The 14,111-nt window shown below is 55.4% G+C and carries 13 protein-coding genes and 1 tRNA gene; 11 read left to right on the top strand and 3 right to left on the bottom strand.

The window, feature by feature from the left end; all coding sequences use genetic code 11:
* Positions 1-15: 15 nt before the first annotated feature.
* Positions 16-843: a bifunctional DNA-formamidopyrimidine glycosylase/DNA-(apurinic or apyrimidinic site) lyase gene (gene mutM, locus QWY27_RS12885; RefSeq protein ID WP_290198783.1), complete on the bottom strand. Its 828-nt coding sequence runs from the start codon at positions 841-843 to the stop codon at positions 16-18.
* A gap of 61 nt (positions 844-904) precedes the next feature.
* On the opposite strand from mutM, the gene QWY27_RS12880 reads away from it, so the two are divergent.
* The 8 genes from QWY27_RS12880 to QWY27_RS12845 all read left to right on the top strand — a co-directional run bounded on the left by QWY27_RS12880 (position 905) and on the right by QWY27_RS12845 (position 7,680).
* Positions 905-2,743 (top strand): tetratricopeptide repeat protein, encoded by a 1,839-nt coding sequence (locus QWY27_RS12880; RefSeq protein WP_290198782.1) that lies wholly within the window; start codon positions 905-907, stop codon positions 2,741-2,743.
* Positions 2,744-2,790: 47 nt separating this feature from the next.
* Entirely contained in the window at positions 2,791-3,366 is a 576-nt protein-coding gene (lolB, locus tag QWY27_RS12875; protein WP_290198781.1) for a lipoprotein insertase outer membrane protein LolB, read from the top strand.
* Between the two features lie 22 nt (positions 3,367-3,388).
* Complete coding sequence (gene ispE, locus QWY27_RS12870) at positions 3,389-4,327, top strand: 4-(cytidine 5'-diphospho)-2-C-methyl-D-erythritol kinase (protein WP_290198851.1); 939 nt, start codon at positions 3,389-3,391, stop codon at positions 4,325-4,327.
* A gap of 1 nt (position 4,328) precedes the next feature.
* Positions 4,329-4,402, top strand: a tRNA-Gln gene (locus tag QWY27_RS12865).
* 119 nt (positions 4,403-4,521) lie between these two features.
* Positions 4,522-5,472: a ribose-phosphate pyrophosphokinase gene (locus QWY27_RS12860; RefSeq protein WP_290198849.1), complete on the top strand. Its 951-nt coding sequence runs from the start codon at positions 4,522-4,524 to the stop codon at positions 5,470-5,472.
* A 133-nt stretch (positions 5,473-5,605) separates the two neighbouring features.
* Complete coding sequence (locus QWY27_RS12855) at positions 5,606-6,211, top strand: 50S ribosomal protein L25/general stress protein Ctc (RefSeq protein WP_290198780.1); 606 nt, start codon at positions 5,606-5,608, stop codon at positions 6,209-6,211.
* A 126-nt stretch (positions 6,212-6,337) separates the two neighbouring features.
* The gene (gene pth / locus QWY27_RS12850; protein WP_290198779.1) at positions 6,338-6,934 is read left to right on the top strand and encodes an aminoacyl-tRNA hydrolase; all 597 of its coding nucleotides are present in this window, start codon (positions 6,338-6,340) and stop codon (positions 6,932-6,934) included.
* Positions 6,935-7,008: 74 nt separating this feature from the next.
* Positions 7,009-7,680 carry a CPBP family glutamic-type intramembrane protease gene (locus QWY27_RS12845; RefSeq protein ID WP_290198778.1) on the top strand — a complete coding sequence of 224 codons (672 nt, stop codon included), beginning with the start codon at positions 7,009-7,011 and terminating at the stop codon, positions 7,678-7,680.
* On the opposite strand, the gene QWY27_RS12840 is transcribed toward QWY27_RS12845, so the two are convergent.
* On the bottom strand, positions 7,673-9,253 hold the full coding sequence (locus QWY27_RS12840) for a class I adenylate-forming enzyme family protein (RefSeq protein WP_435433487.1): 1,581 nt from the start codon (positions 9,251-9,253) through the stop codon (positions 7,673-7,675). The genes QWY27_RS12845 and QWY27_RS12840 overlap by 8 nt on opposite strands.
* A gap of 105 nt (positions 9,254-9,358) precedes the next feature.
* On the opposite strand from QWY27_RS12840, the gene ychF reads away from it, so the two are divergent.
* From ychF to QWY27_RS12825, 3 genes are read left to right on the top strand one after another with little or no spacing between them, the layout of a single operon-like run.
* On the top strand, positions 9,359-10,450 hold the full coding sequence (gene ychF / locus QWY27_RS12835) for a redox-regulated ATPase YchF (protein WP_290198777.1): 1,092 nt from the start codon (positions 9,359-9,361) through the stop codon (positions 10,448-10,450).
* A 32-nt stretch (positions 10,451-10,482) separates the two neighbouring features.
* Positions 10,483-11,559 (top strand): malate/lactate/ureidoglycolate dehydrogenase, encoded by a 1,077-nt coding sequence (locus tag QWY27_RS12830; RefSeq protein ID WP_290198776.1) that lies wholly within the window; start codon positions 10,483-10,485, stop codon positions 11,557-11,559.
* 53 nt (positions 11,560-11,612) lie between these two features.
* Positions 11,613-13,283, top strand: a complete 1,671-nt coding sequence (locus tag QWY27_RS12825) for a thiamine pyrophosphate-binding protein (protein ID WP_290198775.1) — start codon at positions 11,613-11,615, stop codon at positions 13,281-13,283.
* Positions 13,284-13,286: 3 nt separating this feature from the next.
* Here the strand turns inward: QWY27_RS12825 and QWY27_RS12820 are convergent, their stop codons facing one another.
* On the bottom strand, positions 13,287-14,063 hold the full coding sequence (locus QWY27_RS12820; protein ID WP_290198774.1) for an SDR family NAD(P)-dependent oxidoreductase: 777 nt from the start codon (positions 14,061-14,063) through the stop codon (positions 13,287-13,289).
* Positions 14,064-14,111: the final 48 nt, after the last annotated feature.

Raw genomic sequence — 14,111 nt, 5'->3', positions numbered from 1 at the left:
CCCTTTTGTCCAAGTCTATATTTTTTGGCAACTTGGACAAAAATAGGTGGCGCGTTGACCTTGGACAATGCGCTTGATGGGGGTGGCACAGACCCTGCAGGGCTCTCCTTGTCGTTCATAGACGGCCGCATGCAGTGTGAAGTACGCCCCGGCTTCGCCCGTGGCGTTGACATAGTCTCTCAATGTACTGCCGCCAGACTGTAGCGCATCGGTCAGCGTGCTCTGCAGCGCCTCGACCAAGCGCGCGCAGCGAGCAAGCGACACGCGGGCAGCTTGTGTTTTGGGATGAATGCGCGCCCGAAATAGACTTTCCGACGCATAGATATTTCCAGCCCCCACGACCACATCCCCGGCCAAAAGTGCCTGTTTGATGGAGACCTTCCGGCCGGCCAGGCCCTGTTTGAGCCAATTTGCGTCAAATTTTGGATCGAAGGGTTCGACGCCTAATTTGCTCAATAGTGGATGGTTTTCGACGGGTCCGAGCGATTTGGGGTGCCAGAGCACGGAGCCGAAGCGTCTGGGGTCGTGCAGCCGCAGGCTGATCTGGTCAAATTCCCACTCAACATGATCGTGTTTTCGCAGCAGCTCCCCTTTGGGCACGCTACGCAAGGAACCTGACATGCCCAGGTGTATGAGCTGCGTGCCGCGATCAAACTCGATCAAAAGGTATTTTCCGCGGCGGCGACAGGCCCGGACCACTTCCCCCTTGACCTGTGCGGGGAGATCTTGGGGGATCGGCCAACGCATGCGGAATTCGTGCACGATCATGTTACGGAGCGTGTGACCTGTTGCAACGGCGTCAATTCCCCGGCGAGTTGTCTCGACTTCTGGTAGTTCTGGCATGGCTGAGTGCTAACATCCGTCCACTGAGTCTGTAGATTGTGCCACCAACCAGGCGGGTCGAGTGAAGTCGTCGTTTAAATCCATTATTTCTGAAGTTGCCATCGCGACCCTGATCGGGGGCATCGCGCTATCTTGGGCTCCCCGCGCGCTGGCGCAAGCCAGCCCCGGGAAAAGCTTTGGGCAAAACGCCCAGCTACAAATCAAGCCTCGACAGCCCGAGTCTGAGATCATCCGTTTGCGTGCAGGTGAGTTGCCCGAGGTCAGTCTGACTTCGACGATTCTTTTTCGGATTCTTGCCTCTGAAATCTCTGCGCAGCGCGGTACATTCCTGCCGGCTGCCAAGACAATGCTGGATTTGAGCCGCGAGTTGGGCGACTACCGCTTGGCGCGACGCGCGCTTGAGTTTTATCTAGCAGGTGGAAACTTGCCCGGAGCCTTGGATGCATCGAGGGTTTGGTTGCGTCTGACGCCCGATGATCCCGAGGCCTCTTCGACAGAAATGGCATTGGCTGCCGCCTCGGGGCAAACAAGCGGGCTTGCCGCTGCGCTGCGCAAGCAGATCGACGCCGCAAGCGATAAATCCGCTGCGATTGGTCAGGCGTTTGCAGTGTTGAGCAGGATGCCTGACAAGCGCGCCGCGCTGAGAATTTTGTCAACGGCGATTGGCGACAGCAATGCCAGGCATCTCGCCGCAGGACATATGGCCTTGGCCGATATGGCTCGCGCGGCGGGAGACAACGAACGCGCGCTGGAGGAGTCTCGCCTTGCGCTCGCTGCCGCGCCACGTTCTGAAGACGCGGCAATGCGGGTGTTTGAGTATGGTTTGAGCGTTGATCCCGAGCGGGCTTTGCGCGATGCGACCGAGTTTGCGGCTTTGCAGCCCAATGCACGACGTTTGCGCGTGATTCTGGCCAGCCATTTGGCTGAAAGAGGCCAATTCGATGCTGCAATGGCCGAGTTGACGTCCATGCTTAAGCGTAACCCTGAGGATTTCGATCTCTTGTTCATGCAAGCTCAAGTCGCGTACCGCGCTAAAAAACTGGAACAGGCGCGTGGCTTTTTGGATCAGTATGTCGCTGTTCAGGCTCAGCGCTTACGAGCCTCTGCCGCTGCGGGTGCGACGGATGCCCCGGCAGCCCTTGCTGAGGCGTATCAGCTGTTATCCAGGATCGCAGAAGAGCAGGGACAGTTAGACGAGGCGGTGAGTTTGCTGGCCAAGATCGACGACCCCTCCATGCGTTATACGTCCCGCATTCGACAAGCCATTATTCGCGCAAAACAAAATCGGGTGCAAGAAGCGCTGGCTTTGATTGATTCCGCGAATGCGCAAACTGATGAAGAAATCATGATGGGGGCGTCGGCAGGCGCGCAGATTCTGCGCGATGCGAATAGACTTTCCGAGGCGATCAAGCGCATGCAGGCGCTTGATCTGAAGATGCCGGACTCCGTGAATGTGAAGTACGAGCTTGCGATGTTGCATGAGCGTGCGGATCAAATGCGGGAAGCAGAACGCTTGCTCAGACAGGTCATTGCTTTGGATCCTGGTCATGCTCATGCGCACAATGCGCTGGGCTACTCGCTCGCCGACCGTAATCAGCGCCTTCCTGAGGCGTTGGCCCTGATTACTCGGGCGCTTGAGATTTCACCCAGAGATCCGTATATCCTTGACAGCATGGGCTGGGTCAAGTTCAGAATGGGGCATTACAAAGATGCGGTGGAGTATTTGCAGCGCGCGTACTCTCTGCGACCAGAAGCTGAAATCGCCGCGCATCTTGGCGAGGCGCTTTGGCAGCTAGGCGATCAAGCCGAGGCGCGCAAAGTCTGGGCGCAAGGCGTGACCCAGGATGCCTCGAATAAAACCTTGCAAGATACCCTCAAGCGATTTGGAGTTCGGCCTTGAGGGCGTGGCTGAGCAGGATGCTTCAATCGAACTCAGGCGCAAATTCGGTGCGCAGATTGCCTCGTGCGCTCATGCTCTGTGCACTGGTGCTGGGGCTTGTTGGCTGTGCCACCCAGTCCCCGACCACGACAGAGACCGCGGGTCTCAACGACCTTGTGCGCCATGGGCGGTTTGCGCTGCGCGCGGAGTCACCCAATCAAGTTCCGGATGCGGTGCAGGGCAGCTTTGTGTGGCGCGATCTGGGGACTCGCCTCACGCTCGACCTGGCAAATCCTTTTGGAAACACTCTGGCGCGCGTGACGGTGGAACCTGGTCAGGCGACTCTCACGCAGTCCAACGGCGAGATTTTGCGTGCTTCTGATCCGGATGGGCTTGTTCAGCAAGCCATCGGTGAGCGTGTGCCTGTCCGCGATCTGCGACAGTGGCTGCGCGTGCCTCTGCGGTCTGTGCCAGCCATGCAGCAGGTCAAACGCGACGAGAAAGGGCGCATTACTGCCTTTGAACAAAATGGCTGGGAGGTCGAGTTATCGCGTTTCGATGAGCAGGGCCCTCGATTGCTCGTGCTGTCACGCAATGAAGGGAGCAAGCAAATCGTTATCCGTCTCGTTGTTGACGTGCCTTGATACCTCCAGGTGTTGACTCTTTATCATGTTGTATGACCTGCCCGCACCCGCCAAGCTGAATCTGTTTTTGCACGTCGTGGGTCGGCGTGCGGACGGTTATCACCTCCTTCAAACTGTTTTTCAGCTCATCAGCTTATCCGACACGCTGGATATCGATGTGCGTGCCGACGGCTTGATTTGCAGGGAAACGGACCTGCAAGGCGTGAGCCATGACGATGATTTGGTTGTGCGCGCGGCGCGGCTTTTGCAAAAAAGTACTGGAGTCAGCCTGGGGGCGCAGATTCAGGTGCGTAAGCAGATCCCCTCCGGTGCAGGTCTGGGTGGAGGGTCTAGTGATGCTGCCACGGTTCTGATGGCCCTGAACAGGCTTTGGCGAACGGGTTTAAGCCGCGGGGAGTTAATGCGTCTGGGGCTGCAGCTCGGGGCGGATGTGCCCGTTTTTATTTTTGGACAAAACGCTTTTGCCGAGGGAGTTGGCGAGCAGCTCACGCCCCTCGAATTGCCCCGTCAGGCTTTTGTTGTGATTCAGCCGGCGCAGGGTGTTCCAACGCAAGGCATTTTCCAAGCCCCTGATTTGACAAGAGACACTGAACCAGTCAAAATAATGGACTTTTCTGGACGTCAAGCGGTTGCTTGCTTGGGGTTTGGTCATAACGATCTGCAACCAGTGGTGTTAAGCCGCTACCCAGTTGTACGTCAGGCGCTTGATTGGCTAGAGCAAGCCGGTTTTAATGCGCGGATGACTGGTTCTGGTTCCTGTTTTTTTGTCGGGTTCCGGAGTAATGAGCAGGCCGAAGTGGCATACCAGAAAATGCTCGCTAAAATACATGTTGATTTTTCTGATGTTGCTAGTGCGGGATTAGTGAGTGCTGCTGGTTCCCGCTCTGTGAGTCCGATACAAGCCATTAAGGTTTGCGAGGGTATCGCTGAGCACCCACTGCGACATTGGAGTGAAAGCTAGTTGGGGAGTCGCCAAGCTGGTTAAGGCACCGGATTTTGATTCCGGCATGCGAAGGTTCGAATCCTTCCTCCCCAGCCCCGAATTGTGTAGAGCTGTTGAACTTGCCGAAGAACTTGCCAAACGAGTGCCTGGCTTTGAGTTCAGCAGCTTTTTTGTTCCACAACTGCTTCTGACGGTCCATGACTGCCTCCATCATGCCCAACGATAGTTTCATGATCTTTACCGGTACTGCGAATACGCGGCTGGCAGTTGATGTGGTTAATCATCTGGATATGTCATTGGGACGCATGACCGTTGGCCGTTTCTCGGACGGCGAGGTGATGGCTGAAATCAATGAAAACGTCCGCGGTAAAGACGTTTTCGTTTTACAGCCAACCTGTGCACCCACCAACGATAATTTGATGGAAATCATGGTGATGGTGGATGCGTTGCGTCGTGCTTCGGCCGGACGCATCACCGCTGCGATCCCTTATTTTGGTTATGCGCGCCAGGACCGTCGTCCCCGCTCCGCACGTGTGGCCATCACCGCCAAGGTCGTCGCCAACATGCTGCAAGTCGCCGGTGTTGACCGCGTGTTGACGATGGATCTCCACGCTGATCAGATTCAGGGCTTTTTTGATATCCCCGTCGACAATATCTATGCGGGTCCTATTTTGCTGGGCGATATCTGGCGCCGAAACCTGAGTAACCTGGTTGTCGTTTCGCCGGACATTGGTGGTGTGGTGCGCGCGCGGGCGCTTGCCAAACAGCTTGAGGCAGATTTGGCCATCATTGATAAGCGCCGTCCACGTGCCAACGTGTCCGAAGTCATGAATATCATCGGCGAGGTCGATGGCCGGACATGTCTGATTATGGACGACATGGTGGACACGGCAGGTACGCTTTGCAAAGCCGCTCAGGCGCTGAAAGAGCGCGGTGCAGGAGCGGTCTACGCCTACTGTACGCACGCTGTGCTTTCTGGTGGTGCGATCGAGCGGATTGCTGGTTCCGAATTGACTGAGTTGGTGGTGACGGACACGATTCCCTTGTCGGACGAGGGACGTGCATGTAGCAAGATCCGCCAGCTTTCTTGTGCAGCGTTGCTTGGCGAGACTATTTTGCGTATTTCTAACGCTGAGTCCGTCAGTTCGTTGTTTGTTGATTAAAAATTTGTGACGTCTTCGTTTTAGAGGGCGTCAAAAAATTTGCTGTTCACTGGTCGCGGTGCACAGCAAAGCCACAATCCGATCTCCGGCTTGTGTTTTAACTGGATGCTAGTCATCCCCTTTGGAGTATTTCATGCAATTTAATGCAACCCCACGTAGCGTACAGGGAACGAGTGCGAGCCGCCGCCTGCGCCGTGCGAGCCGCGTCCCCGCCATTGTTTATGGTGGTAAAGAGCAGCCCGTCAACATCGAGCTCGATCACAACGAAATCTATCACGCTCTGCGCAAAGAGCAGTTCCACGCCTCCATTCTGGAGATGCAACTCGAAGGCAAGAGCCACCAGGTTCTGTTGCGTTCGGTTCAGTGGCACCCCTACAAGCAGATCGTGATGCACGTCGATTTCCAGCGCGTGTCAGCTGACCAGGCTCTCCACACCAAGGTGCCTTTGCACTTCACGAACGCTGAGATTTCACCAGCAGTCAAGCTGAGCGCTGCGATCATTTCGCATGTCATGAATGAAATCGAAATCGCTTGCTTGCCAGCAAATCTGCCACAATTTATCGAAGTTGATTTGTCCAAGCTGGTTGGTGGCGCATCGATCCACCTTGCAGACATTACTTTGCCCAAAGGCGTGACCTACGTTGCGCATCGTGGCGATGCAAATCCTGTGTTGGTCACAGCGATCGTCAAAGGTGGCGCAGCTGCCGCTGGCGCCGAAGGCGAAACACCTGCCTCCTAAATCATCTTTTGACTGGCTCGGCGCGAGTGGTTTATCGCGTTGAGTGAGCAAAGATCAGGTGGTGAATATGCTTTCCAAGCCCTGTCCGTTTTGCGCGGATGGGGCTTTTGTCTTCATAATGGCGTTATGACTCAACCGATCAAACTCATCGTAGGCCTAGGCAATCCCGGTCCGGATTATGCGCGCACGCGTCACAACGCTGGCTTTTGGCTGGTCGAAGAGCTGGCTGACGATTTGCGCTGCGCATTCACTGTTGAAAAGTCATTCTTTGGCGCTGTGGCCAAATCACGTGTCAACGGCGAGCAAATCTATCTGGCAAAGCCACTAACCTTTATGAATCGCTCTGGTCAGTGTGTGGGGACCTTGGCCCGCTTTTATAAACTCGTTCCCGAAGAAATTTTAGTGTTGCATGATGAGTTGGATCTGATGCCAGGACAGGTCAAGGTCAAGCAAGGCGGGGGTCATGCTGGTCACAATGGCCTGAGGGATATTCAGTCTGTGCTGGGGAGTCCTAATTTTTGGCGCTTACGCCTCGGCATTGGCCATCCTCGCAGCCTTGGACTCGCTCAGGAGGTTGCGGATTTTGTGCTCCATCCTGCCCGACGTGATGAACAAACAGCAATTGACGCGTGTCTGACTCGCTGTCGTGCGGTGATGCCGCTCTTGTTGAAAGGCGAGTTTGTGCGCGCGACCGAGCAGCTACATCGCGACAACCCGCCATGACAGCAGTCTTACGCTTTCGGGATGAGTTTCGACAGTTTTTAAAATTTGTTCGTCGCCCGAACTTAAGGCGTGTAGTGCAACATTCCACGCCTGTGAGCGGCTGGGTGGCAGACTGGTTGCCCGGTTGCAAATTTTCTCGTTTGTTTGCCTGGGCCGGCGCACTGTGGCTCATCAATATTGTGGCACTTGGACCGCTTGTCTTGACGGTCTTCGAAATGAGTGGCGCGACACATCGAATCAGCGTGCATAACTTGCCCTGGTTTCAGGCGCTTGTGTGGGCGCCCATCATCGAAGAAATGCTCTTCCGGTTTGGCTTGCGTCGACCGATGATGGCGTTACTGGTTGTGCCTGTTCTGATTTATGTGTTTCTCAATGGCTTTGCCTGGTGGGCAAGCAGTTTGATTGTGCTGGTGATGTTGCTGCTGATCTGGTCGATGCGCCATGCAGCGATGCCAACCGGTCAAGCTTGGAAATGGCTCAGAACATATCGGTGGGCATTTCCTGTTGTCATGCACGGCTCTGTTCTGGCGTTTGCGGCGCTCCATATCCATAACTATGAGTTTGTGGATCTGCCCTGGTGGATGATGATGGTGCTTGTGCTGCCACAATGGGTGACCGGTCTGGCTTTGTGCTGGATCCGTGTCCAGCGCGGCATCGGTGCGGCCATCCTGGTGCATGCCTTGTTCAATGCCGGTCCGCTGGCTGTTGCCTGGTTAGCGCTGCAGGTGGCAGGCGAGGCTATTTAGCGAGCGCGTCATAGCGCTCCCGTAATTCGCGTTTGAGTACTTTGCCAATTTCACTTCTGGGCAACACGTCTGTTAATAACAAGTCGGCTAGACGTTGTGTTTTACCAAGACGTGCATTGACCCAAGTCAGCAGGTCTGCTGGTTTGATGTTGGCTCCTTGCTTGAGAACCACATAGGCGACTGGCGTTTCACCCCATTGTCGCGAGGGGACACCCACCACAGCGGACTCGCGTACATCAGGGTGCTGTCCAAGCTCGGCTTCCAGATCACTTGGGTAGACATTGAAACCACCCGAGATGATCATGTCTTTCTTTCGATCGGCGAGAATAAAGAAACCGTCTTCGTCTTGACGGGCGATATCGCCGGTTCGAATAAAGCGTTTACCAGAGGGGTCAAACCATTCAACTTCGCGCGTTTTCTCTGGCATGCCGAAGTAGCCCTCCATCATGGCCGAAGAGCTGCCCACGATTTCGCCGGTCTGGCCTTGTGGCACTTCTTGGCCTGACTCATCGATCAAACGGATGTCGTGTCCGCTGGCAGGACGGCCGATTGTATGCAGCTTGTGGGGGAAACGATGGGCCTCAAGTTCGCAGCGGCCACCCCCCTCGGTCATACCATAGATTTCAGTCAATCGACCTGGCCAGCGTTTGAGTACTTCGTCTTTGAGTGCTGCGCTAAATGGCGCGCTTGTTGAAAATTTCGCTTGAAATGAGGACAGGTCGAATCGGTCAAACTCAGGATCATCCATGATGCGCTGATATTGGACGGGGACAAGCATGGTGTGGGTGACTTTGTGTTTTTCTGCCAGTTCAAGATAGCGACGGGCATCGAATTTGCTCATCAAGACACCCGTGCCACCCAAAGCAAGTGTCGGTAAAAGAGCGACGAGGGTGGTGTTTGAGTAAAGCGGCGTAGAGGCAAGTGTCACCGAGTCGGGTCCGTAACCATTCGTGGCCGCCCGCTGGACGTGAGACCAGCGCATTGAACAAGGTTGCACGATGCCTTTTGGTACCCCTGTCGTGCCCGAAGAGTAGATGAGGTTAAAGGCCCAGTTAGGTTGTGGCTCAACGGGTGTCGGATGCAGATCAGTCGATAGCCACTCGCCCCAGCTGTTCGGACCATGCTGTTCGTCGATCCAGATACGTTGCAAACCTTGATTGACCAGCGCATCAGTCGGCCAGTTGACCGCGCAGGCGCGATCCTGAAAAAGGAGCTTGGCGCCCGAATTGGCAAGCATGCCATTTAGGTTTTGCGCCGTGGCTGAAGGGGGGAGCGGGGTCATGATGGCCCCCGCCCGTAACGCTCCTAAGAAAAGCGCGACATATTCTAAAGAGGTGCCGGCACACGCTGCAACGACATCACCTGGACCAATCCCCTCTCGCTGCAAAGAAGAGGCGACGCGCAGAAGCATGGCATCCAGGCTTGCATAGCTGAGGCGTTGATCATTGAGGATCAGCGCGGGATGCCCCGGGCGTTGTGACGCCGCGAAATGAATCATTTCAGGGAGGGTGCCAAACGGCCGGGCGAGAAGATCGGTCAGGGTCATGATTTTGGGTAAAAAGTAATGATGCATGGATCAAAAGTCGTCTGCACCCGGGTCAGCTGCACCGCTCTGGGCGGAGCGGTTAAACTCATATTCTATACAGCAGTTTCACTTATCAAGAACTTCGGGATTCTCATGGCTCTGCAATGTGGCATCGTTGGTTTGCCCAACGTCGGTAAATCAACACTTTTTAATGCCCTCACCAAGGCAGGTATCGCTGCCGAAAACTACCCTTTTTGTACGATCGAGCCGAACGTCGGCGTGGTCGAGGTCCCTGATCCGCGACTGGCTGCTCTGGCCGAGATCGTCAAGCCCGAGCGCATCCTGCACGCGACGGTCGAGTTTGTGGATATTGCAGGTCTGGTGGCGGGTGCCAGCCAAGGCGAAGGCTTGGGTAACCAGTTCCTCTCACATATTAGAGAAACGAATGCAATCATCAACGTCGTGCGTTGTTTCGAAGATGACAATGTGATTCATGTCGCGGGTCGCGTCGATCCCATTGCAGATATCGAAGTGATTGAAACTGAACTGGCTCTTGCGGACATGCAGACTGCTGAAAAAGCGATGCACCGTTATCAAAAGACTGCCCGCTCAGGCGATAAAGAGGCTCAAAAAGTTGTGAGCATTCTTGAGCAGGTGATTGCCCAGTTAAACGAGACCAAGCCTATTCGTGCGCTGGATCTCTCCCCCGAAGATCGGGCGCTGATCGCGCCACTTTGCTTTATCACGGCCAAGCCCGCCATGTATGTCGGCAACGTGAGCGACCACGGTTTTACCAATAATCCCCTGCTGGATCGTTTGAATGAGTATGCCGCTGCGCGCAACGCACCGGTTGTCGCGATCTGTGCGGCCATCGAATCCGAAATCGCCGAGCTTTCTGACGAAGACAAGGCTGTATTTCTCGCCGATATGGGCATGCAGGAGCCAGGTCTCGATCGCCTGATTCGTGGCGCCTTCAAATTGTTGGGCTTGCAGACATACTTCACCGCGGGTGTCAAAGAAGTGCGGGCCTGGACCGTACCCATTGGCGCGACCGCCCCGCAGGCCGCTGGCGTCATTCACACAGACTTTGAACGCGGCTTTATCCGCGCGCAGACGATCGCCTATGAAGACTACATTCATTTCAAAGGCGAACAGGGCGCTAAAGAAGCTGGCAAGATGCGCGCAGAAGGCAAGGAATACATTGTGCAAGATGGCGATGTGCTGAACTTCTTGTTTAACGTTTAAACGTCTCTAGACTCACCAAAGGAACTTGCTGAATGGCTCAGATGCATCTCATTCCAGTCGATCGCTTGCGCGCCGCAGTGCGGTATTTGGTTAAAGGTTTTGGTAGCGACGAGCGTGAAATCGAACTCGTCACGGAAAATCTGGTGCAAGCAAACCTGACCGGTCACGACTCACACGGTGTCGGCATTTTGCCGCGCTATGCCGAAGCGTATCTGGAGGGTAGTCTCAAGCCCAACGCTCGCATTCAGACGCGTATGGATAATGGCTCCATGATTGGTCTGGATGGTGAGTGCGGCTTTGGTCAGGCGATTGGCCATCAGGCGATGGAACTGGGTATTGCACGCGCCAAGGAGCATGGCAGCTGTATCTTGGCGCTGGGCAATTCGCATCATCTTTGTCGAATTGGTGCCTGGGCCGAGATGACCGTTGAGCAAGGCTTGATCTCTATTCACTTTGTGAATGTGATTTCCCGCCCGATCGTGGCGCCCTTTGGTGGCGGTGATGCGCGGTTTGGGACCAACCCCTTTACCGTTGGTATCCCTGTGCCCGGCCAAGACCCGATTTTGCTTGATTTTGCGACGAGCGTGATTGCGCAAGGCAAGGCACGCGTCGCACTCAACAAAGGCGAGCAGTTGCCCCCCGGATATCTGATTGACGATCAGGGCCGTCCAACGACCGAACCGATTTATGCGGTGAAACCTCCGCTTGGCGCGTTATGTACGTTTGGTGAACACAAGGGCTTTGGGCTTGCGCTCATTTGTGAGCTGCTTGGCGGCGCGCTGGCGGGCGGGATGACGACGCAATCACCACCGGATGGCAAACGACGCATTATCAATGGCATGCTTTCGATCATCTTTGATCCTGCCAAGCTGGCCGATGGTTCAATCTTTGAACACGAAATGAAGGCTTTCATCGACTGGGTAAAGGCTTCGCCGCCACAGCCAGGCTACGACCATGTGCGTGTGGCGGGCGATCCCGAGCGTGAGATGCGTGCCAAACGACTGGCCCAGGGCGTTCCAGTGGATGAAACAACATGGGGTGAAATGCTGGATGCGGCCAAGAAACTCGGTCTGGATGCTTCACACATGCAAAAACTGGCCGGTCTGTAAAGGGTAGGCGCTGCTTAATAAAAAGATGCAGGGCATCAAAAGGGGACAACATCATGACAATTCAAAAAATGACCGGCCGGCAAGCTTTCATCCGCTTGTTACTTGATGAAGGGGTGACCCATCTGTTTGGCAACCCCGGGACAACCGAGCTGGCAATTATGGAGGCGGTTCCCCAGTTTCCAGAGCTGAAGTATGTGCTCGGCTTACAGGAGTCGATCGTGGTGGGGATGGCCGATGGTTTTGCCCGCGCCTCCAACCAGTTGGTCGCTTGCAATTTGCATTGCGCACCTGGTCTGGGTCATGCGATGGGGGCGATTTACAACGCCAAGTTTTCGGGTTCCCCTTTGTTGATCACTGCCGGTCAATACGAAGTTGGCTATGGTTTGCAAGAGCCTTTGTTGTATGAGCCGCTGGTGCCGATTGCCGCACCCTTGGTGAAGTGGGCGTTTGAAGTGACACGGATTGAGGATTTGCCACGCGTGATTCGCCGAGCAGCCAAAATTGCGCTCACTCCGCCTATGGGTCCAGTGTTCATCAGTTTGCCTGGTTCCGTGCTGGACGAAGAGGCGGAAATCGAATTTGGCTTTCCCACCAGAGTCGACGCAGGTGTGCGCCCCAGTGATCAGGGACTCAACGCGCTCGCACAACAACTGCTCGCTGCGAGTCGTCCGGTCATCGTCGCAGGCCGTGAGATTGCCAATGCCGACATGTTTGCCGAGGCCTGTGAATTGGCTGAGCTGCTAGGCGCCGCGGTCTACCAGGAGTCGGTGCCTTACAACGCCCGTTATCCCTCCTCCCATCCTGCGTGCATGGGTGATTTGACTCGTAACCAAAAGAAAGTCCGTCAGACACTTGAGCAATACGACTTTCTGCTTTGCCTTGGGGCGGACTTGTTGCGCATGTCGCCTATGAGCACGGTGGAGCCATTACCTCCTGACATGCCTGTGATGCATATTACTGAGCGTGATTGGGAACTTGGCAAAAATTACTCCACAGCGACTGCTGTGCGCGCGGATATCAAGGAAACCCTCCTGGCATTACTTCCAGTGTTGCGCAGTATGCGAACAGCCGAGCAGGCCAAACAAGCCCAGGCACGTCTCGCTGAGCTTGCGACGCGTAACTGGTCCGCCAATCGCGCGAAAGTTTTTGCAGAGGTGCAGGCCAGCGCGTCAGCCACGCCCATTGATCAGCGTTTTTTCGTGAGTCGACTGGTTGAGGCATTGCCTCAAGACGTGATCGTAGTCGATGAGACCTTGACTGCGGCCCCTGCGATTGCTGCGATGCTACCGATGGATGATCCGCAGGCCTATTACGGTTTGGCAAGCGGTGGCTTGGGGTTTGGCATGGCGGGAGCGGTAGGCGTTGCGTTGGCGCAGCCTAAGCGGCCCGTGGTGGCCGTGATTGGCGATGGCAGTGCGATGTACAGCATCCAGTCCTTATGGACAGCCGCGCATTTAAAATTGAATATCACCTATGTGATCATCAATAACCGTAGCTATCGCATCATCAAGGAGCGTTTGCTCGCGATGCGCGGAACCGATGATTTTGTCGCGATGGATATGAACGACCCGGCAATCGATTTTGCAGGCGTCGCCAAGAGTATGGGTATGCCTTCTCAGCTGGTCACCGATCCTGCAAAGATTGCGGACGCCCTGAAAGACGCCATGTCCCATGACGGACCGAACTTGGTCGAAGTGATTGTGTCCAGAGGGTTTGGCGAGTAGCGATTATCCGCGCGGACCGGGCACGCCACCATAGGTTTGCCAAGTCGATCCGGCCAACCAACCTGCATCGACTGGCAAATTAATGCCCGTGATGGCTTTTGCCGCAGGGGACAATAAAAAACCGACAGAGTCCGCGACCTCGTCCGGAGTCACCATGCGACCCATTGCTGCTTGAGAGGTCAAGTCGTCGGGATTGCGATCTTTGCGATCAATGGCGGCTTGAAGCGCCTCTGTGAGCACATAGCCTGGTGAGATCGCATTGACGCGGACGCCAGATCTTCCCCATTCAGCTGCCAGGCAAGCAGTCATTGCAGCGACTGCGGCTTTGGCAGGGCCGTAGGCATGCAAAGGAGAAGAGCGCAACGACGTGATGGAGGCGATGTTGACTATCGCGCCACCGCCAAGCTCAACCATGCGAGAACCGTAGATTGCGCAGGCAAGATATGTCCCTCGCTGATCGATATCCACCACACGATCCCACTCTGTCATCGAGAGTCGATCGGGCGGTAGGCGATGTTGCAACACCCCGGCGCTATTGACCAGCGCAGTGACAGGGCCATGGTTTTCCTCGATCTTGACTGCCATCTGTCGCATCGCCTGTTCATCGGTCACATCACAAGCATAAGCGCTCACACCCAGCTTACGCATGGACGCATCCGACCATGTTCCGGGTAAATCAAGTGAAACGACCTGATCGCCCCGCTGCGCCAAGTGACGCACGCAAGCCGCACCGATGCCACTCGCGCCTCCCGTTACGACAGTGATGTTTGGTCGTTTCATTCAGGAACTCCTCATGTTGTGATTTTTTATATGCTGATCAAGGATACA

The sequence above is a fragment of the Zwartia vadi genome, assembly GCF_030410375.1.
Lineage (GTDB): Bacteria > Pseudomonadota > Gammaproteobacteria > Burkholderiales > Burkholderiaceae_B > Zwartia > Zwartia vadi.
Note: the sequence above shows the minus strand (reverse complement) of the source record. Positions and strands in the feature narration are given on the sequence as shown.